This is a genomic window from Advenella kashmirensis W13003, from assembly GCF_000506985.1.
Taxonomy (GTDB): Bacteria; Pseudomonadota; Gammaproteobacteria; order Burkholderiales; family Burkholderiaceae_B; genus Advenella; species Advenella kashmirensis_A.
The window spans coordinates 1,638,748-1,659,417 of record NZ_KI650979.1 but is presented as its reverse complement, the minus strand read 5'-3'; the positions used below and the strand labels follow the sequence as shown (position 1 = coordinate 1,659,417).

At 57.3% G+C, this 20,670-nt stretch carries 16 protein-coding genes; 10 read left to right on the top strand and 6 right to left on the bottom strand.

Annotated features, from left to right (window positions below; translation table 11 throughout):
• The first annotated feature begins 42 nt into the window (after positions 1–42).
• The 4 genes from W822_RS31640 (at position 43) to W822_RS31625 (ending at position 5,078) form a co-directional block, all read left to right on the top strand.
• Positions 43–792, top strand: a complete 750-nt coding sequence (locus W822_RS31640; protein ID WP_024004605.1) for an IclR family transcriptional regulator — start codon at positions 43–45, stop codon at positions 790–792.
• Positions 793–1,009: 217 nt separating this feature from the next.
• Entirely contained in the window at positions 1,010–2,554 is a 1,545-nt protein-coding gene (locus W822_RS31635; protein WP_024004604.1) for a Re/Si-specific NAD(P)(+) transhydrogenase subunit alpha, read from the top strand.
• Position 2,555: 1 nt separating this feature from the next.
• A complete protein-coding gene (pntB, locus tag W822_RS31630) occupies positions 2,556–3,947 on the top strand; it encodes a Re/Si-specific NAD(P)(+) transhydrogenase subunit beta (protein ID WP_024004603.1) in 1,392 nt (463 codons plus the stop codon).
• A 213-nt stretch (positions 3,948–4,160) separates the two neighbouring features.
• Entirely contained in the window at positions 4,161–5,078 is a 918-nt protein-coding gene (locus W822_RS31625) for a pseudouridine synthase (RefSeq protein ID WP_024004602.1), read from the top strand.
• Between the two features lie 66 nt (positions 5,079–5,144).
• Here the strand turns inward: W822_RS31625 and W822_RS31620 are convergent, their stop codons facing one another.
• The 3 genes from W822_RS31620 to W822_RS31610 form a co-directional block, all read right to left on the bottom strand.
• Positions 5,145–5,927: a phosphodiester glycosidase family protein gene (locus W822_RS31620; protein WP_172642772.1), complete on the bottom strand. Its 783-nt coding sequence runs from the start codon at positions 5,925–5,927 to the stop codon at positions 5,145–5,147.
• Positions 5,928–6,016: 89 nt separating this feature from the next.
• Entirely contained in the window at positions 6,017–7,588 is a 1,572-nt protein-coding gene (locus tag W822_RS31615) for a PepSY-associated TM helix domain-containing protein (protein WP_024004600.1), read from the bottom strand.
• A gap of 92 nt (positions 7,589–7,680) precedes the next feature.
• Entirely contained in the window at positions 7,681–8,085 is a 405-nt protein-coding gene (locus W822_RS31610) for a DUF2946 domain-containing protein (RefSeq protein ID WP_024004599.1), read from the bottom strand.
• Between the two features lie 104 nt (positions 8,086–8,189).
• On the opposite strand from W822_RS31610, the gene W822_RS31605 reads away from it, so the two are divergent.
• From W822_RS31605 to W822_RS31580, 6 genes are all read left to right on the top strand, one after another.
• On the top strand, positions 8,190–8,621 hold the full coding sequence (locus W822_RS31605) for a VOC family protein (protein ID WP_024004598.1): 432 nt from the start codon (positions 8,190–8,192) through the stop codon (positions 8,619–8,621).
• A 286-nt stretch (positions 8,622–8,907) separates the two neighbouring features.
• Positions 8,908–10,644, top strand: a complete 1,737-nt coding sequence (gene kdpA / locus W822_RS31600) for a potassium-transporting ATPase subunit KdpA (RefSeq protein ID WP_024004597.1) — start codon at positions 8,908–8,910, stop codon at positions 10,642–10,644.
• Between the two features lie 11 nt (positions 10,645–10,655).
• Positions 10,656–12,680: a potassium-transporting ATPase subunit KdpB gene (gene kdpB, locus W822_RS31595; protein ID WP_034280044.1), complete on the top strand. Its 2,025-nt coding sequence runs from the start codon at positions 10,656–10,658 to the stop codon at positions 12,678–12,680.
• 10 nt (positions 12,681–12,690) lie between these two features.
• Positions 12,691–13,341, top strand: a complete 651-nt coding sequence (gene kdpC / locus W822_RS31590) for a potassium-transporting ATPase subunit KdpC (RefSeq protein ID WP_081724316.1) — start codon at positions 12,691–12,693, stop codon at positions 13,339–13,341.
• A 65-nt stretch (positions 13,342–13,406) separates the two neighbouring features.
• The gene (locus W822_RS31585; RefSeq protein WP_024004594.1) at positions 13,407–16,148 is read left to right on the top strand and encodes a sensor histidine kinase; all 2,742 of its coding nucleotides are present in this window, start codon (positions 13,407–13,409) and stop codon (positions 16,146–16,148) included.
• Entirely contained in the window at positions 16,138–16,857 is a 720-nt protein-coding gene (locus W822_RS31580; RefSeq protein ID WP_024004593.1) for a response regulator, read from the top strand. Before W822_RS31585 ends, W822_RS31580 begins: the two co-directional genes overlap by 11 nt.
• Before the next feature lie 5 nt (positions 16,858–16,862).
• On the opposite strand, the gene W822_RS31575 is transcribed toward W822_RS31580, so the two are convergent.
• Genes W822_RS31575 through W822_RS31565 form a run of 3 tightly spaced genes read right to left on the bottom strand, consistent with a single transcriptional unit; the run spans position 16,863 to position 20,619 of the window.
• Entirely contained in the window at positions 16,863–17,714 is an 852-nt protein-coding gene (locus W822_RS31575) for a sulfurtransferase (protein WP_024004592.1), read from the bottom strand.
• 58 nt (positions 17,715–17,772) lie between these two features.
• Positions 17,773–19,149: an adenylosuccinate lyase gene (purB, locus tag W822_RS31570; RefSeq protein WP_024004591.1), complete on the bottom strand. Its 1,377-nt coding sequence runs from the start codon at positions 19,147–19,149 to the stop codon at positions 17,773–17,775.
• A 3-nt stretch (positions 19,150–19,152) separates the two neighbouring features.
• Positions 19,153–20,619 carry an FAD-binding oxidoreductase gene (locus W822_RS31565; protein ID WP_031242418.1) on the bottom strand — a complete coding sequence of 489 codons (1,467 nt, stop codon included), beginning with the start codon at positions 20,617–20,619 and terminating at the stop codon, positions 19,153–19,155.
• Positions 20,620–20,670: the final 51 nt, after the last annotated feature.

Here is a 20,670-nt window from a genome sequence, read left to right as displayed (position 1 = left end):
TATTCCTACAATACAAAACGTTTTTAAATAAATTCCCACATTATGGACAACAAACCGCAAACGGGTACTCAAAGCATCCGACGCGCGCTTTCGCTGCTGCGCCTGATTGCCCGGCACAATGATGATGGCCTGACACTGGGCGAACTGACGGCCATGAGCGGTCTGGAACGGTCAACCACGCATCGGTTGATCAACTGCCTCCTTGAAGAAAACTTTGCACGCCGCGAAACATCGGGCAAGCGTTTCCAGTTGGGCATTGACGCAGTGCAATTGGGCTTTTCGACCACGCCGCACGTGGCGGTAACAGAAGAATTACGACCACTGGCAATGAAACTGTCGCGCCTGTCCGAAGATACGGTATTTCTGGTCATACAGCAGGGAGATCAGGTTCTGTGCCTGCTGCGCGAACACGGCGCGTTTCCGGTCCGCATTTTTACCATTGGCGTGGGTGAAAAAAGATTGCTGGGCATCGGCGCGGGCGGGCTGGCATTGCTGGCGACGCAATCCGATGCCGACATTGAAACCCTGTACCGACGGCATGAAGACACGTATCGCAAAGCCGGGATGTCCTTGCCCATGCTCCTGGAAAAATGCCATCTGACACGTCGTAACGGCTACGCCTCTATCGACAGCACTATTACACCTGGCATATCCGGAGTCGGTTATGCGTTTTCTGTCTCTGCCCTCACCCAGGTGGCATTCAGCTTCGGGGCAATCAGTCCGCGGCTTGCCGGGCAACGCCGTGCGCAAATGGGCCGCCTGCTGATAGAAGAGTGTTCCGCATGGCAATAATGTCCCGCCTGCCCAACAACATGCTCACCCAAATGAACCGGTGGTTATAAGCAAATGGATTCCGCCAGGCAGTAAAAAACGCCAAATCGGCTATATGAAGGGGCAGTAAAAAAATAGGATTGCCCCAATCGCCTTGCAAAACATGTCAGTCTCCGTATGATGTAACTTTCCGGTTACTGACGCCCCATAGAGGGGACACGCCATTGAGGAGATCTGCATGCAGATAGGGATAGTAAAAGAACAACTGCCGGGGGAAACGCGTGTCGCCGCCACGCCAACCTCGGTAGAACAGCTGATAAAACTGGGATTCACAGTTGTCATTGAATCCGCAGCCGGCGCGGCAGCCAGTTTTGATGATGCTGCCTACGAAAAGGCCGGCGCCCGAGTTGCCCCGGCAGACGAAGTCTGGCAATCGGACCTGGTCTACAAAGTCAATGCGCCCGCCGACGATGAAATCGCCCGCATGAAACAGGGTGCCACGCTGGTCAGTTTCGTCTGGCCTGCGCAGAATCCCGAGTTGGTACAAAAACTGGCAGATCGCGGCATTACCGTCCTGGCCATGGACATGGTGCCGCGCATTTCGCGTGCGCAGTCACTGGACGCGCTGTCCTCCATGGCCAATATCGGCGGCTATCGCGCTGTCATCGAAGCCGCGCATCATTTCGGACGGTTTTTCACGGGCCAGATCACGGCAGCCGGCAAAGTGCCGCCCGCCAAGGTGCTGGTCATTGGCGCCGGCGTGGCCGGTCTTGCCGCTATCGGTACAGCCGGCTCGCTGGGCGCGATCGTACGTGCCTTCGATACGCGGCTGGAAGTGGCTGAGCAGATCGAGTCCATGGGCGGCCAGTTCCTGAAACTGGATTTTGGCGATGAAAACGGCTCGTCTTCCGACGGCTATGCCAAAACCATGTCCGAAGAATTCATTCGCGCGGAAATGGCTCTGTTCGCGGAGCAGGCCAGAGAAGTGGACATTATCATTACCACGGCCCTGATTCCGGGCAAACCCGCGCCCAAACTGATCACCCGCGAAATGGTCGACTCCATGCGCCCGGGTTCCGTAATCGTGGACATGGCCGCCGCTGCTGGCGGCAACTGCGAATACACCGAGCCAGGACAGGTCATCACCACCGACTCTGGCGTCAAGGTCATCGGCTATACCGATCTGCCCGGCCGCCTGCCTGCGCAGTCATCGCAGCTTTACGCGACCAACCTTGTGAACCTGAGCAAGCTCATGAGCAAGGAAAAAGACGGCCAGATTCTGCTGGATCAGGAAGACACGGTCTTTCGTAATATGACAGTTGTGCATAACGGCAGCATCACTTATCCGCCGCCGCCCATCCAGGTGTCTGCAGCAGCCGGCAAACCGGCAGCGGCCAAGCCCGAACCCAAGCCGGTCAAGCCGCCGAAATCACCGGCTTTTAAATTTGGTATTCTGGCGCTGGTATGTATCCTGTTCGCCTGGGTTGGTGCCAATGCACCGGCCGAATTCCTGTCGCACTTTACTGTCTTCGTGCTTTCCTGCGTAGTGGGTTACTACGTGGTCTGGAATGTCAGCCACTCTTTGCACACGCCGCTCATGTCGGTCACCAACGCCATTTCAGGCATTATCGTAATCGGCGCTGTGGTACAAATCGGCCAGGGCTCAAGCCTGGTCAATATCCTGGCCTTTGTGGCCGTCCTGATTGCCAGCATCAACATTGCCGGTGGATTCCTCGTTACACGGCGCATGCTGAAAATGTTCATGAAAGGCAAGGGAGAATAAGATGGGTGCAGGATTTGTAACCGCTGCATATATTATTGCGGCACTGTTTTTTATTGCCAGCCTGGCCGGTTTGTCCCGTCAGGAGACGGCACGTTATGGCAACAATTTCGGCATTGCCGGCATGGCCATTGCGCTGATCGCCACCATTCTGGGTCCCGATTCCTCATCGGTCATCTGGGTCATTATTGCAATGCTGATCGGCGGCGCCATCGGGCTGCATCTGTCGCGCAAAGTCGAAATGACGCAAATGCCAGAGCTGGTCGCCATATTGCACAGTTTTGTGGGGCTGGCCGCCGTACTGGTCGGCTACAACAGCTACATTGAAATGCAGGGGCATGCCCTGCCTGAAGGCGCGCTGCTCAATATTCACCTGACTGAGGTGTTCCTGGGCGTGTTTATTGGCGCGGTGACCTTTACCGGCTCCATTGTCGCCTTCGGCAAACTGCGTGGCACGTTCAGCTCCAAGCCCATGTCGCTGCCGCACAAGCACAAGCTGAATGCCGCCGCGCTTGTTGTTTCGTTCATTTTGCTCTGGATATTCGTTGCCAACGGCGGCTCCACGGCTGCCCTGCTTATCATGACCGTGATTGCACTGGCCTTCGGCTGGCACCTGGTGGCTTCCATCGGCGGCGCCGATATGCCGGTTGTGGTTTCAATGCTCAACTCCTATTCGGGCTGGGCCGCAGCGGCCGCCGGCTTCATGCTGGCCAATGACCTGCTGATCGTAACCGGTGCCCTGGTGGGTTCGTCGGGCGCGATTCTGTCCTACATCATGTGCAAGGCCATGAACCGTTCGTTTGTGTCGGTCATTGCCGGCGGCTTTGGTACCGATAGCAGCAGCGGCGGCGGTAGCGAGGAAGAAACCGGCGAATACCGCGAAATCAAGCCTGAAGACGTGGCCGAAATGCTCAAGGGCGCCAGCTCTGTGGTCATCGCTCCCGGCTATGGCATGGCCGTCGCTCAGGCGCAGTATCCGGTGGCCGAAATTACATCCTTGCTGCGTAAACAGGGTGTTGATGTGCGTTTCGGCATTCACCCCGTGGCAGGTCGTCTGCCCGGACATATGAACGTGCTGCTGGCCGAAGCCAAAGTACCGTACGATATCGTGCTGGAAATGGATGAAATCAATGATGACTTCTCCGACACCGATGTGGTGCTGGTGATTGGCGCCAACGATACGGTCAACCCGGCTGCCAGCGAAGATCCTTCCAGCCCCATTGCCGGCATGCCGGTACTGGAAGTGTGGAAGGCGCGCGATGTTGTGGTGTTCAAGCGCTCCATGAACACTGGCTACGCCGGCGTGCAGAACCCGCTGTTCTTCCGCGACAATACCAGCATGTGTTTCGGCGATGCCAAGGCAACCGTCGAAGCCATTCTGAGTGCATTGAAGTAAACTGCCTCGCCTATCGGTGGCTGACCGTCCTCGGATGTGCCAGCCACCAACCATCCCTCTTTTCCTTTTCTCTTCCTCTCTCCCTTCACCCCATATCCAGCAGGCGCCCCCGGGTTGCGGTGGGCCAGAACCGTGCATTACGACCGCATCATGCCGTGAAAGCCGCTATACTCTTCTCTTTCCCTGTCCCATTTTTCCCCGCCTGCCTGCTGCATGTCTGTCCTTGCTCCGCTCCCCGTCAAAAATGGCGTCGCTCCCAGCCGCGTCTATCTGCCGCGTGAAACATGGCCGGATCTGATCAGTTTCCTGCTTCATAAATTCCCGCATATGGATGCGGACGTGCTACGGGAACGGCTGGGGAACGGGGACATGGTGGACACGACTGGCAAGCCGTATGCATTGAACAGCCCGTTTGTGCCCGACAGCTGGCTTTGGTACTATCGCGAAGTTCCTGTTGAAACCGTGGTGCCCTTTGACATTGATATCCTGTATCAGGATGAACTGTTGATCGCCATTGATAAACCGCATTTCATGGCCAGCATTCCGGGTGGCCGGCATTTGCATCAGACGGCACTGGTGCGCCTGCGCGACCAGTTGGGCAATCCGCATATCAACCCCATTCACCGACTGGACCGCGACACGGCAGGGGTACTGGTGTTCTGCACTGACCGTGAGCGGCGCGGACTATACCAGTCATTATTTCAAACGCGATCAGTCCATAAAATATACGAAGCCGTCGCTCCCTGGCACGAGGATCTTGAATTTCCGCTTGTGCGTGAAAGCCTGATCCGTCGTAGCGGGCAGGTTTTTGTCATGCACGAAATCGACGGTACGCCCAACAGCCGCACACGCATCCAACTGCTGTCGCATAATCGCTCGCTGGGCCATTACCGACTGGAACCGGTGACCGGCAGAAAGCATCAATTGCGCGTACATATGAATGCATTGGGTATCCCCATTTGCAATGACGAATATTACCCGGTACTGCAGCCCCTGCGGGAACAGGAAACATTCGAGAACCCGCTACAGCTGCTGGCGCGCAGCATGCAGTTCATTGATCCGGTGACCGGTATTGAGCGTTATTTTGAAAGCCGCCGCGAACTGGACATGGTTGCCCAGATTCGCGAATAAGTGGCCAACCCGTCGCAACCTGACAGGACCACTCATCACAATCATCATCGGTAAATTCGGCGGCGTTCAGCGTGCCGCTGTATCGCGTACGCCGAACTGATTAGCGACAGTGCGCTCCAGGAACAACTGGCGCGAAGGCAGCGCATTGATGCGTTTGTTATTAATGACAAGTGTGGTACTGCCGCCACCGTCCAGATTGATGGCATCGCGCACGCCAAGCGATTGGTAAAGCCGGGCCAGTTGGGTCAGCGTATATCCGTCAAAATCGGGCAACCGTCCTTCCACCACAACCAGATACAACCAGCGACGGTCGCGGCTGAGTCCGACGGACGTTCGTGGATGGGCTTCCCGTGCGTTGCTGTAACAGCTGGCGGACGCGCTTCGCGCGCAGATGACCTTACCGTTGCGCAGGTTTTGCCAGCCGGCGATGACCGTATACCAGTCGGGATCCGCCTTGGCAAGGTGATCAGGTGGATCAATGCGACAGCGGTTGTCGCGGGTGCAGGCCAGAAATGAGTGCTGGCGCGAATCGCGGCTGCGATCCCAGCGCTGACCGCCACTGACCACCAGCCCTTGCGGCTGGTACTGGGGATCAAAAAAAGAAGCATTGATCGCCACGTTCAGGCGGTTGCGGTAGGCAAAATTCTTGACTGTGGTCGGCGCCGTATCGGGCGCCGTCCCGACCAGCTCAATGGACGGACATGACAAGTCCACCTTAATAATATGCACATGCCCGTTTTGTTGCGTCGTGTGTTCAATACAGGGAGAGAGCCGTTGCACGCCCTGTGCCATAGCCGGCGCGAACAGCCCAAAACACCACCCCAGCAAGGCAGCCAGCAGGATTTTCATATAGAAAAGCGTCCATCGGGTTGTTTGTTCAGGGGCAGAGTATACCAATCCGTGAATCCTGCGGTCAGCACCCGGTCGCTCCTTTCGGATCATACGGTAGTCGTCCCCAGCGCCATACTCCGGCGATAACGTGCCAAATACAGCCGGTCCAGTCCCCAGACCACCAGCATACTCAGCCCTGTTACGGGAAAGATCACTCCGAAAATGACCAGTCCGATCATCCAGCCACGCATGGAAGGCAGCGCCGCAGGTAGGCGGGGAGCGCCAAGACTGCCTGCCGGCCGACGTTTCCACCACATGATAAAGCCCGTGATAGCCATGGTCACCAATCCCAACGCGATGATGGCACACAACAATTGATTGACCCAGCCGAAATACGTGCCCATATGCAGCGACACGGCAAAAGAGATGACCTTGGCAATCAGGCCATACTGATCGTAAGCCACACCATTGATAATGCTGCCATCGTACTGATCGACGTTAATGACTTTTTCACCCGTCGGATCCCCCGGATAGTAGGAAACCGAATACACACCAGTCTTGCCTGCAGGCAATGCAATGGAATATTCGTCCGGGATATGATTAGCGTGCGCCAGTGTCATCACCTGGTCCAGCGTAATCGGTTCGGCCGTCTCACTCGTGGCGGCAGGCATGGCATGCCCGGCATGCATCGCGTGTGCATCTGTAGACTGCGCCCCTTGCCCGGCATGCGCCCCATGGCTATGATGGTCTGGCTGGCCCTGCTGCCCTTCCGCAGGCAGAGTAGAATTCGGAACCGACAGTAAACCGGCGCCCCAGGCGGTATGCTCCAGCGGCAGATCTTGCACTCGCGTGGCGCTCGCCTGCGCCCCCTCGTGGCCTTCGTGCCCTTCATGCCGCGCCGACACTGCACCCGGCGGATCCGGAGGATAGCCCAGATTCACCTGCGCCACCAACTGCTTGAACTGTGCGCCCCAAGTGCTGGTCCAGGGCAACCCAGACATGACAAAGAACACCGCCCCCGCTGCCAGCACAATCCCCAGCGTCGCGTGAATTTCACGCCAGAACGGCCGACCTCTCTTTGACAGATCGGGCTTGATGGCCTGCTTCATGCCTTTTTTCTGCCGTGGCCACCACAACGCCACGCCGGTGCCGATCATGATCAGCGTCCAGCAGGCGGCCAACTCCATAATCACTTCGCCGGTTTTACCCAGCAACAGCCCCCGGTGAATCTGGCGCGCCAGCCCGATCCAGTAGGTCGCGTTGAAGTTCAGGGTCGGCATCTTTACCAGCACTTCCCCCGTATAGGGGTTCAGAAAAACACTGGACTTGCCCTCATTCGGATCAAGATACGTGAACTGCGCACTGCGATCGGGCGCATTGTGGATCTCTGCCGTCAGTACGGGTACACCGGCGGGCGTATTATCCTGCGCGATTTCGTACAGAATCTGCTGAGGCAGCCTCGGCGTCGATTGCGCAGGCACATAAAGCTGCGAGGGATACGCCACCGCTTCAATCTGCGGTTTGTATAAATAGATGGTGCCGGTAATACCCAGAATAACAAGCAAGGGCATCACAAACAGCGCGGCATAAAAATGCCAGCGCCAGAGCATGGCATAGCGGCCCATGGGGGCAGATACAGGCGCAACAGACGGGCTGGGCGCGGATGAGGAATGAGACATGACAGTCTTCCTGAAAAACGGGATCGGGACGCGCCGCACGCACTGACGCCCCGATCAGGCCGGCATCGCGGTGCGACAAAAGCAGCAAGTTTTCAGGAAAGGACGGGGGGCGCCCGCGACAGCGGCACAAAGGCCGGGCGGGCATAATAGGATGAGCGCTGGTGTTGAAGCGCAATCCGGCTCACAAAGCCATAGGAGCCGACAGGTAGCGCCACGCTCAGCAGCAAGGGCAGATTATGCGTGAAAAAGCCGCAATAGAGGCATTCTGTGGCGTGATTTGCGTGGTGGTCTGAAGACGGTTGCCGGTGAGGGTCGCTGGCCAATTCTGCCACGCTAACGTCATCCGATGTACCATAACAGATATCCGCCAGAAAAATATCGTGCGCGTTACCCGCAAGGCTGTTTCTCAGGGCGTTGGCACCAGGCATGAACACAGCCAGGCATACCGCAAGTATGCCGAACCATGCCGTCAAGCGAATGCCAGTCGTCCGTTTCATCAGTCTTATAGATGCAAAGAAGAGATCAGAAAAGAGTTTAACCCAAAACACTCCGCTACGTTAATGACACCACGTATGTCATATTCCAGGAAAAGGAGCATCCCATGCAACCTCGTATTACCGTCCTGACGCTGGGCGTCGATGATCTGGAAAAATCGCTGACTTTTTACCGTGACGGCCTGGGGCTGGACACTGACGGCATTATCGGCACCGAATTCGAAAACGGCGCCGTGGTCTTCTTTGATCTGCACAACGGTCTGAAACTGGCTTTGTGGCCCAGGAAAAGCCTGGCCGCAGACACAGGTCTGGCCGCAACCCCGGCTTCCGCGCTCGAACTGAGCATCGGGCACAATGTAAACAGCAAGGCTGAAGTTGATCAGATCATGCAACAAGCCGCGGCGGCTGGTGCCACCATCATCAAACACGCACAGGACACGTTCTATGGCGGCTACGCCGGTTATTTTGCAGACCCGGATCAGCACTTGTGGGAAGTGGTCTGGAATCCGGGTTTTGAGTCACTGGGCTCGGGCCGCTAACCTGGTCTTCTGCTCATTGTCTTTAACGCCAGGCCCCTCTCAGGAACAAGCTCGTTGACTGAAATTTACGCAAAATTTACGGTGAATGCGTTTTGAGGAATAGATAATTTACGGCTGTATGCCGGACACTCTACGGTAGCGATTTCGCCTTCCGTAAGTGAACATAAAATGTCCTCCCATTCCAATACCGATATCAGTCAAAGGGCCGGCTGTCCCGACAAGACACGCCACCTGGCTTTCCCTGTAGCAAGGGCATCATGCTCGTCCCCTATCAAGAGGTGCGATCATGCTTGAGTTTGCCTTATTTCTAGTAGTGACGATTCTTCTGGGCTGGCCGCTGGGGCGATATCTTGCCGCAGTCATGCAGGGCAAGCCCATGCGCAGTGATTTTGTCTTTGGCTGGCTGGAAAAGCCGCTATACCGGTTGCTGGGAACACAGCCGGAAAAAGGCATGAGCTGGAAAGGCTATGCGGGCGCTTTTCTTCTGAGCAATCTGCTGCTTGCTGCGGCGGTCTGGGGTATCTTTATGACCCAGGCCTGGCTGCCCCTCAACCCGGACAATGTGCCGAATATGAGCTGGGACCTGGCACTGCATACGATGGTGTCCTTTCTGACCAATACAAACCAGCAACACTATTCAGGCCAGGCCCAGCTCTCCTATCTGTCGCAAATGACGGGGATTGTCGGCCTGCAGATCATTACCCCGGTGATGGGACTGGCCGTGGCGACCGCCACATTGCGCGGTCTGTTCGGCGGGCGCAAGGCATCGAATGAAACGGCAGCCCATGCCGAGTCCGGTGAAACCGATGTGGGCAACTATTGGGCGGATGTCATCCGGGCCACGCTTCGTTGCGTGCTCCCGCTCAGCCTGGTGCTGTCGGCCCTGCTGACCTGGCAGGGAGTGCCTGCCACCCTTGAGGCCGGGCCGGTAGCCAGCCCGGTAAACGCCACCGCAGAGTTCGACAAGCAGAAGATTCCCCTGGGACCCGTAGCGCCCATGGTCGCGATCAAGCAGTTGGGCAGCAACGGGGGCGGATGGTATGGTCCCAACAGCACGGTTGCGCTTGAAAACCCGACACCCCTGTCCAATTTTCTGGAAGTCGTTTCGATTGCCCTTCTTCCCGTGGCCATTGCCTTTATGATCGGACCGTTTACCGGCCGAAGAAAATTCGGCATGATGGTCCTCGGCACGATGCTGACCATGTCTTTGATCTCGACCGGCATTGCACTGTGGTCCGAAGGGCACTCGGCGACCTCAGCAGACATCGCGCTCATGGAAGGCAAGGAAGTCCGGCTGGGAGCAGACGCGTCCGCATTATGGGCGGCAGCGACCACCCAGGTCAATAACGGCTCGGTCAATATGATGCTCGATTCTGCCGCCCCGCTCACCGGCATGGTCGCCATGTCCAATATGCTGATCAATAGCATCTGGGGCGGGGTCGGTTGCGGATTACAGCAGTTTATTGTGTATCTGTTGCTTAGCGTGTTTATTGCAGGCTTGATGACGGGGCGTACACCCGAGCTCTTCGGGCGGAAGATAGAAGGACCTCAAGTCAGGCTCCTGGCTTTCCTGATCCTGCTGCAACCCCTGGTCATTCTGGGCTTTACCGCATTCACCCTTGCTGTTCCCGGCCTGGCAGCCAACTCCAATCCCGGATTTCACGGCATCAGCCAGGTCTTCTACGAATACACATCCGCATTCGCCAATAATGGCTCGGGTTTCGAAGGGCTGGGCGATGCCTCCGTCTGGTGGAACGCATCCTGCTCAATTGTTCTTGCGGCCGGTCGTTACCCATCCCTGCTCGTCCCATTGGCGCTTGCCGCCATGCTCGCCCGCAAGCGCCAGGCGCCCGAAGGCTCAGGCAGCCTTCAGATAGAGTCGCCCACGTTTGCCCTTACGCTGATCGGCATCGTCATCATACTGACGCTACTGCAGTTCATGCCCGTGCTCGTTCTTGGGCCGGTCGCCGATCACCTCTCGCTGGCCTCCGGCGCCGGCACCTTGAAGGACTTATTGCAATGAATACAAAAAAAATGGACAGTGAGCGTGCGGACTTCGCACCAACGCGAAAAAATGAATTCAAGTCCGCATTATTGGACGCGTTTATCAAGCTCGCCCCGCATCATATTATGCGCAATCCGGTGATGGCAGTCGTGTGGCTCGGTACGGTGGTCACAGCCATCGCCACGTTGGCAGGGCTGGCGGCGCCCGGATTCGGCTGGGCCGTAACCGGTGTGTTATTGATGACCGTTTTATTCGGCAACTATGCCGAGGCCATCGCCGAGTCAAAGGGACGGGGACAGGCGGCGTCATTGCGACGCGCACGCAAGGACCTGACAGCGCGCCGCATTGACTCGTCCGGCCAGGAACAAAGCGTCGCCGCCTCCGAATTACGACGGGGTGATCACGTCGTTGTCGATGAGGGGCAATTTGTACCCGCAGACGGAGAGATCATAGAAGGACTGGCCACGATCAACGAATCGGCAATAACCGGCGAGTCCGCGCCGGTGCTGCGTGAAGCGGGCACTGACCGCTCCGGCGTCATCGGCGGCACCAAAGTGCTGTCGGATCGCATCGTCGTGCGTATCACGGCAGAACCCGGCAACAGCTTTCTGGACAGAATGATTCTTCTGGTCGAAGGATCAAACCGGCAGAAAACGCCCAACGAAATCGCACTTGGCATACTGCTGATGATCATGACAATTACATTTGCCATCGTTGTGGCCACACTGCCGTTGATTGGCGGTGCCGTTGGTGTGAATATCAACATCGTCGTGCTTATTGCCTTGCTGGTGTGCCTGATCCCCACGACAATCGGCGGGTTGCTGCCTGCGATCGGGATTGCCGGAATGAATCGTGCGCTGAAAGCGAATGTGCTGGCCAAATCAGGAAAAGCAGTCGAAGTGGCGGGCGATATCGATGTGTTGTTGCTCGACAAAACAGGCACGATCACCCACGGCGACCGGCAGGCAACGGCATTTTATGCGCTCGCAGGCGTTGACATTTCGCAGTTGCGACAGGCATCCATTCTGGCCTCTTTAGCCGACCCCACGCCTGAAGGAAAATCGATCATCAAGCTGGCATCCAGAAAAGAGGATATTGTCGAGCCGCATGAAGCCCATTATGTGCCGTTTTCAGCCCAGACCCGAATGTCCGGCGTCGATTTGCCAGGAAACAGAACGATCCGCAAGGGCGCCCTGGACGCGATTGCCGCGCATGTTCAATTACTGGGCGGACACATTCCGGTAGAGTTGCAGTCAAGAGTATCGCAGGTGGCCCGGTCCGGTGCAACGCCACTGGTCGTCAGCGACGACAGGCATATTCTGGGCGTTATTGAACTGTCCGACGTCATCAAGCACGGGATCAAGGAGCGCTTCGCCCGGCTTCGCGAAATGGGAATCAGGACGGTGATGATCACCGGAGACAATAAGCTGACAGCCGGAACCATCGCAGCCCAGGCAGGCGTAGACGATTACATGGCGCAAGCCCGGCCGGAAGACAAGCTGGAACGTATTCGACAGGAACAGGCGCAGGGAAAGCTGGTTGCCATGGTAGGGGATGGAACCAACGATGCACCGGCGCTGGCCCAGGCGGACATCGGCCTTGCCATGAACTCGGGAACGCAGGCTGCGAAAGAGGCCGGCAACATGGTCGATCTGGATTCGGACCCGACCAAACTCCTGGCGGTGGTAGAGATCGGCAAGCAGCAATTGATCACACGAGGCGCGCTGACCACCTTCTCTCTGGCCAATGACGTCAGCAAATATTTCGCCATACTGCCCGCGCTCTTTGCCGCGGCCATTCCTCAAATGGCGGCATTGAACATCATGCAATTATCCAGCCCGACCAGCGCGATTCTTTCAGCGCTGATATTCAACGCCCTGATTATTCCCATGCTTATTCCGCTGGCGCTGCGCGGCGTGCGCTTCACACCCAAAAACGCAACCGCACTGCTTCGCAATAACATGCTTGTTTATGGCCTGGGCGGCATTGTGCTGCCGTTTATCGCAATCAAACTGATCGATATTCTTTTATCTTCACTCTTTACTCAGCTGTAGGGAATCACAAATGAATTCACCAGAAACATTCACTCACGCCGCCTCGCCTGTGCAGCAGCATGCCGATGTGGCTGCGTCACGGGTGTCGGATTCGGGCATTGTCAGGGGAGCCATCGGCCTGACCCTTATTTCTCTCCTGGGCTTTGGTTTCCTCTATAGTCTTGCCGGGGTGGGCGTGGGTCAGCTCCTTTTTCCTGCGACAGCCAACGGCAGCCTGTTATATAAAGACAATCAAATCGTTGGCTCGGCGCTGGTGGCACAGCCGTTTGACAGTGATCTTTTCTTTCATGCACGGCCATCCGCCGGAAACTATGACACCATGGCGCTTGCCGGGAGCAATCAGGCGCGAACCAACCCGCAACTGCGCCAGCGCATCGCCGAGGCACGGGCGGCAGTTGCACAGCGAGAATCCGTGCCCCCCTCCGCCATTCCCGGCGACCTGATCACGCAATCGGGCAGCGGCATCGATCCTCATATCAGCCCCGCGAGCGCTATCCTGCAGATTGATCGTATCGCCAAAGCACGAGGCCTGACACGTGAGCAGGTGCAAGCCCTGGTTTCAGCCTATACTGAACCGAGGCAGTTTGGCTTCCTGGGTCGACCGCGGGTCAACGTCCTGGCGCTGAATCTGGCCCTGGATACCTTGCGTGGCCAGCCGTAAGCCAGGATCTTATATGATGTTGCATTGGTCGTACAACCACGTTCACTATTGGGTATAGACGAATCGTGTTACAGGACAGCAGCGCAAACACCCCGAACGCACAGCAGGCGGACGCGTTATTGGGGCAGATTCATCGCCAGCAGGCCGGCAGGCTGACCGTCTTTCTGGGCGCGGCACCCGGCGTGGGAAAAACCTACGCCATGCTTACCCGCGCTCGTGATCTGCTCATGCAGGGCACGGACGTACTGGTCGGTGTTGTCGAAACACATGGGCGGCCTGAAACCCAGGCCCTGGCCGACGGTCTTCCCGTCGTTGCCCGCCGGCAACTCGTCTATCAGGGGCGTATGCTGCCGGAAATGGATCTTGATGCCATTCTGGCGCGCAAACCTGCGATTGCCCTCGTCGACGAGCTGGCGCACCGGAATGTACCGGGCAGCAGGCACGAGCGGCGGTGGCAGGATGTGGATGAGTTGCTGGACGCCGGTATCGACGTTTACACGACCATGAATATTCAGCATCTTGAGAGCCTGAATGACGTGGTTCAGCAGATTACCGGGATCCGTGTCGGCGAAACAGTACCAGACGCTGTCTTCGAGCGGCTGAAGGATATCAGGCTGGTGGATTTGCCTGCACGCGAATTGATTGAGCGGCTTAATCAGGGCAAAGTGTATCTGCCCGAACAGGCAACCCTGGCGCTGGACGCTTTTTTTTCGCCCTCAAATCTGACGGCGCTGCGCGAGCTGGCGATGCAAACCGTTGCCGAACATGTGAATGTGGACCTGCGACAGACGCGTACTGCGAAGGGCTTGCTGCACCTGACCACCCAGCATCATGTGCTGGTGGCGATCGACGGGAAGGGTCAATCGGAGTATCTGGTGCGGGCTGGATGCCGGATTGCCGAACGCAGGGGCGCCTCCTGGTCCGTGGTCACAGTCGCAACCGGCGGATTTCCTGGCCTGCAGTCACGTCACGCAAGCGATTCAGCCCACACGAGCCGGCCGACGAAAGTCCGGCACGAAGAGGAACGCCAGCTCGAACTGGACAAGGCGTTTTCACTGGCCAGGAACCTGGGCGCCCGCACAGAAGTGTTGCATGGATCAGATATCGCACAGACCCTGCTTGATGCTGCCGCAACCCGGGGCGCACGGGCAATCGTTCTTGGCCGCACCCGCGAGCGGCCCATTGCCCGCATTTTCAATCGGACCCTGACGCAACAACTGCTGCAGCGTGGCGCCAACTACGAACTGACGATTATCGGTGCGCCCGAAGCCAGAAAGACGCCACGCATGTTGCTGCATTCTTTTGGCCGTGTCACTCGCATAGAAATCGTGTCCGGATTGACCGCCACCATCGGGGCAACGATAGCGGCCTTTTTCGCGAAAAGCTGGTTTGGTCTTGAAGATTTGTCCATGATCTTTCTGGTCGCCGTCGTGCTGGTTGCTTCGCGCACGCGGATGAGCACGGCGGCGGTAACCGCGATACTTTGCTTTCTGTCCTACGATTATTTCTTCATCGCGCCCAGTTTTACTCTGTTGATACAGGCGAACCAGGGAATTGTCACGATCCTCATGTTCCTGGCGGCGGCGCTGATTGCGGGGCGCCTTACATCCCGTCTGAGAATGCAGGTCGTCGCGCTCAGCGCCGCCAATACGCACGCGATCGCAATGCAGGACCTGGGGCGCTTGCTGTCCAAGGCGGCCGATCTCGGCCAAATTATTGCCGCCGGTTCGTCTTTTATGCAATCGGCATTGCGCGCACATGTCTGGATCAGGATCAACGGCGTGAGCGGCCCTCTGTCTGCGGTAGACGACTGGAATGAAAAAGATCAATTTGCCGCCGACTGGACACAGAAATACGCACAGCCCAGCGGGCGCTTCACAGATACGCTGACCCAGTCCGATTGGTGGTTCCTGCCCATCCATTCGGACCACGATACCTCGGGCGTCGTCGCGCTCCGGTTTCCCACCGCCATGACGCGCCTGTCTTTTGAGCAGCGCCGGCTGGCCGAAAGCCTGGCGGACGACATCGGCCAGGCCGCTTCCAGAGCCCGGCTGGTATCGGATCTTGAAGCGGCAAGGCTGACCGGAGAAACCGAACAGCTCAGGTCTGCATTACTGTCTTCCATTTCGCATGATCTGCGCTCTCCCCTGTCGTCCATGATCGGCTCGGCCGACAGTCTGGCACGCTACGGCGATGCAATGAGCGAACAGGATCGGCATAGTCTGTTGAAAACCATCAGCCTCGAAGGCGAAAGACTGGATCGTTATATCCAGAATCTGCTCGATATGACGCGTCTGGGACAACAGGGCCTGACCCTGGCTCGGGACTGGATCGGTATTGACGAACTGATCGGCTCCGCGGTGCGACGTCTGACCCGCTATCTGCCTCATATTGAAATCCGCACTCAGATTCCACCGGATGTTCCGCTGGTCCACGTGCACCCGGCGCTGCTCGAGCAGGCTTTTTTCAATGTCCTGGAGAATGCTGCCAAGTTTTCTCCGCCCGGCAGGTTTATTTCTGTACTGGTTTCTGCCTGCGACGATAACCGGCTCCAGGTCGATATTTCAGACGAAGGTCCCGGCATTTCCGAAGAAAATCGTAAAAAGGTATTTGATATGTTTTTTACTATGCAGCGCGGCGACAGAAAACAGTCGGGTACCGGCCTGGGTCTGACCATTGTGCAGGCGATTGTCGGCGCCCATATGGGCAGCGTCCAGGCCATGGACGGCCCCAGCGGAGCCGGCACAACCATTCGCATCACGCTGCCGCTCGATGAGGCCCGGGAGAATACACGCCATGAGTCGTGACAACCAGAAAGCGCCGGATGGCGCCCGCATACTGCTCATTGACGATGAGCCGCAGATACGGAAATTTGTCGATATCAGCCTGAGGGCGCAAGGGTACAGAACATCGCTTGCCGCGTCGGGCGTCGAGGGGCTCTCTGCTCTGGCCACCCAGGGGGCCGATCTTGTGGTTCTGGATCTTGGCCTGCCCGATATGGACGGGCTTGACGTACTGAAAGAACTCAGACAGTGGTCTGCTGTGCCGGTCATTGTACTGACTGTCAGATCGGACGAAACGCAAAAGGTCGCCTTGCTTGATGCCGGTGCCAATGACTATGTGACCAAACCGTTCGGCATTGAAGAGTTCATGGCCCGGATCCGCGCATTCCTGCGCAACGCCAGCGGTAATGCTGCGGCAGATTCAATCTATGACGATGGCACGCTTCGAATCGATTTTTTTAACCACCAGGTGCATCTTGGCGGCGAACGAGTATCGCTGACGCGCAAGGAATTTACCCTGCTGGCATTACTTGCCGCGCAGCCGGGCAGGCTGCTGACCCAATCTTATTTGCTGCGCCAGATGTGGGGGCCGAGCCACGACCAGGATGCGCATTACTTACGGATCCTGGTCGGCAAACTGCGAAGCAAGCTAAAGGAAGACGCTGCGACGCCGCAATATGTGATTACTGAGCCAGGCGTGGGATTGCGATTTCTGGCCAAAGACCCTCATTGATCGACTCACCCTTTCGCCACCGGTGCATCTTTGGTATTGGACCACTGACTCCAAGAGCCCGGATACAACGCCGCGCCTGACAACCCGGCCACTTCCATGGCCAGCAAATTATGGCAGGCCGTCACACCGGAGCCGCATTGGCTGATCACACGGTCTGGCGATTGCCCATTCATGCTGTCAGAGATTTCGCGACGCAAGGTATCGGCGTCCTTGAAGGCGCCATTGGGCTGCAGATTGTCCTTGAAAAAACGGTTTGCCGCACCCGGGATATGACCACCCACCGGATCCAGCGTTTCATTTTCCCCGCGAAAGCGATCCGGACTGCGTGCATCCACGACCAGTCTTTCGGCCGAATCGATATTGGCCAGCACTTCTTCAAAGCCCACGGTCTTGGTCAGCGAATCGCGCACGCTCAGCCGTCCCTCTCTGGCGGGCTCGGGTGGCTCGGTCGTGACCGGAAACCCGGCCTGTTCCCACAGCAACAGTCCGCCATCCAGGACAGAGACATTGTCATGCCCGATCCAGCGCAGCATCCACCATAGCCGGGCGGCAAACATGGAATCATTGGCGTCATAACACACAACGCGCGTGTTATCGCTGATGCCAATGGCGGCCATCGCCTGTGCGAAGTGCTCGCGGGCCGGTAGCGGATGACGCCCTTCCCCGGCGGCACCCTTGGTGCTGAGGACCTGATCCAGATCGACATGCCGGGCCTCGGGGATATGCCCGGCGTTATAGAGGTTGACGCCCTGTTGGGGATTGGACAGTTCGAAGCGGCAATCGCATACCACCACGTTGCTGGCGGTTTTCAACAGGTTTGACAGTTCCTGTGCACTGATAAGAGGGGTCGCTTTCATGGTTCTTTGTTCACATAGTCAGTTAACGATCAGATAACGGGTACCACAAGTGAAATATTCACTCGGCTCGATCTTCCTGCATCCAGTTGCGGGCATGTTGCGCAGCCAGCGTCCGGTCGATACTGGCACCCGTCTGACCCAGATAATTGGCCGGATCAATCAGGTTGGCGATATCGTCTTCCGACAATGCCTGTGCAATTTGAGGGTGACTGCGCATCGCCGAACCAAAGTCCTGCTTGTTCTCGATACCCTTCATAGATGCCTCGTACACCCACTCGTGGGCATGATCCTTGCCAACCCGGGCACCCAGCTCCAGCATAACACGCTCGGACAGCAGATAGCCGCGCATCATATCCAGATTTTTGTTCATGTTGTCCTGGTCGACACGCAGCCCGGCGAGCAGATTGCGAGCCTGCAGCAACACGGCGCCGGCAATCAGGCAACATTCGGGCAAGGCCTTCCATTCGGTTTTCCAGGCAATACCGTCGCGCTCGTGTTCCTGCACCATGGCTTCGGTCATCATGGCCGCGTTGTATCGCAAGGTGCGCGACAGCCCGGCGATATTTTCGGCAGACGTCGGATTGCGCTTGTGCGGCATGGTCGATGAACCCAGCTTGCCTTCGGAAAAACCCTCTTCGACTTCGCCAAACTCATTGCGCTGCAAATTGCGCAGTTCATTGCCGATTTTCGACAGCGTCGCACCCAGCATGGCCAGCAGATTCGCATATTCGGCAAATCGGTCCCGTGCCGGGCCCCAACTGATATCAGGCACAGCCAGGCCCAATGCCGAGCAGGTTTTCTCTTCCATCTCCCGGGCGCGTTCACCCAGTGATGCCTGCGTTCCGACTGCGCCAATCAGCATGCCGACGAACAACCGCGGCTCGGCCTGCTTCAGCCGATCATAATGACGCGACAATTCGTCCAGCCAAATGGCGCATTTATGGCCAAAGGTAATGGGCAACGCCTGGACGCCGTGCGTACGCCCCACCATGACGGTATCACGATGCGTTTTGGCCAGACGGGCCAGTTCCCGCGCGCAACCTTTCAGGTCCCGAAGATAAACGGCATGTGCTTCCCGCAATTGCAGAACGGTGCCCGTGTCCAGCACATCCTGGGTGGTCGGGCCAAAATGCACCCATTGCCCATGTTCGCCGCAATGCTCAATGAGCTGTTTAAGCGCAGGCACCAGCGAATGCTTGATGCGCCGCATTTCGGCAGCCATTTTGGGGATGTCGATTTTCTCCACTTTCGCATTGGCCGAAATGGCATCGGCAGCCTGTTGGGGAATAATCCCCATACCGGCCTGGACCTGTGAGAAGGCAGCCTCGAAATCAAGCCATTTCTGAACCCGGTTCTCTTCGGAGAAAATAGCGCGAAGCTCGTCGGTGCTCCACAAATGCTGCATGGTGACCGAATCAAATACTGAAGAAGTCATTGTTCAACCCTGAGATGAAAGTGTGTCTGTCGCCGGGAGCAAACGTCCCGGATTAAGTAGATTGGATGGATCAAGCGCCTGCTTGATGCTGACCATCAGGCTGATGGCGACCGGATCTTTGTAGCGAATCAGAATGTCCTGCTTCTGGCGTCCGATGCCGTGTTCCGCGGAAATCGAACCATTGACGCTTGCGGCGGCCTCGTGCACGACCTCGTGGATCGCATCGGCGCGGTCAAGAAAATCCGCTTTGCTGATCGAGGCCGGTTTACTCTGGTTGAAGTGCAAATTACCGTCGCCTACATGGCCAAAAGTAATACAGCGAATATCCGGGACAATGGCGTTCATGGCCGGTACGGCAACCTCGACGAACTCGGCAATACGGGAAATCGGTACCGAAATATCGTGCTTGATGGACGGACCATCCTTGCGCTGCGCTTCCGGTATGTGCGAGCGGATATCCCACATGGCTTTCGACTGCTGCTCCGACGCCGCCAGTGCCACATCCAGCACCAGGTCGCGCTCCATGGCCTCGGCCAGCACCGTCTCGAATTCCTCCTGCAACGGTACGCGCACCGAGGTCTCCGACACTTCAGCCAGAATCACCCAGGGCGCAGCTTCCGGTAAGGGTTCACGCATGGCCGGAAAATGCATCAGTACCAAATTGACGGTCTCTCGCGCCATGATTTCAAATGCGGTCACGCGATCGCCCAGATTTTCACGCAGAAAGGACAACAGCGATACGGCATCTGCCGGACTGCGAATGGCGATCCAGGCTGTGGCCTGCTGGCGTGCGACCGGATACAGTTTGAGGGTGGCGGCCGTAATCACGCCCAGCGTTCCTTCGCCCCCGATGAACAGATGCTTCAGGTCGTAGCCTGTATTATCTTTGCGCAGACTCGACAAGCCGTGCCAGATCCGGCCATCGGCCAGTACGACCTCCAGGCCCAATGCCTGCTCGCGGGTATTGCCATAGCGAATGACCTGGTCGCCACCGGCATTGGTCGACAGGTTGCCGCCGATCGTGGCCGTGCCTTCCGAACCAAGCGTAAGCGGAAACATGCGATTTTGCGCTGCAGCCGCTTCCTGAATATTCTGCAAAATGCAGCCTGCCTCCACCGTCATGGTATTGTCTTGCGGGTTGATGTCGCGAATGCGGTTCATGCGACCCAGGCTGAGTACAATCTCCAGACCGGAATCATCCGGCGTCGATCCGCCGACCAGACCTGTGTTGCCACCCTGGGGAATCAATCGCGCGCCACGTTGGGCGCAAGCACGAACCACTTGGCTGACTTCTTCGACAGATGCGGGCCGGACCACCGCCAGTGCCTTGCCCGGATAATTACCGCGATGTTCCAGTGCATAGGCGGCGGTATCCTCAGGCTCGGTTAACAGGCCTGCGGGGCCCACGATACGCTGGAGGCCGGACAGCAAATCGGCGAATGGCCTGTCAGTTAGGTCGGGTAAGGGCATTTTTTGCTCACAAATACATGATAAGATATTTTATTGAATGAAATATGTTTT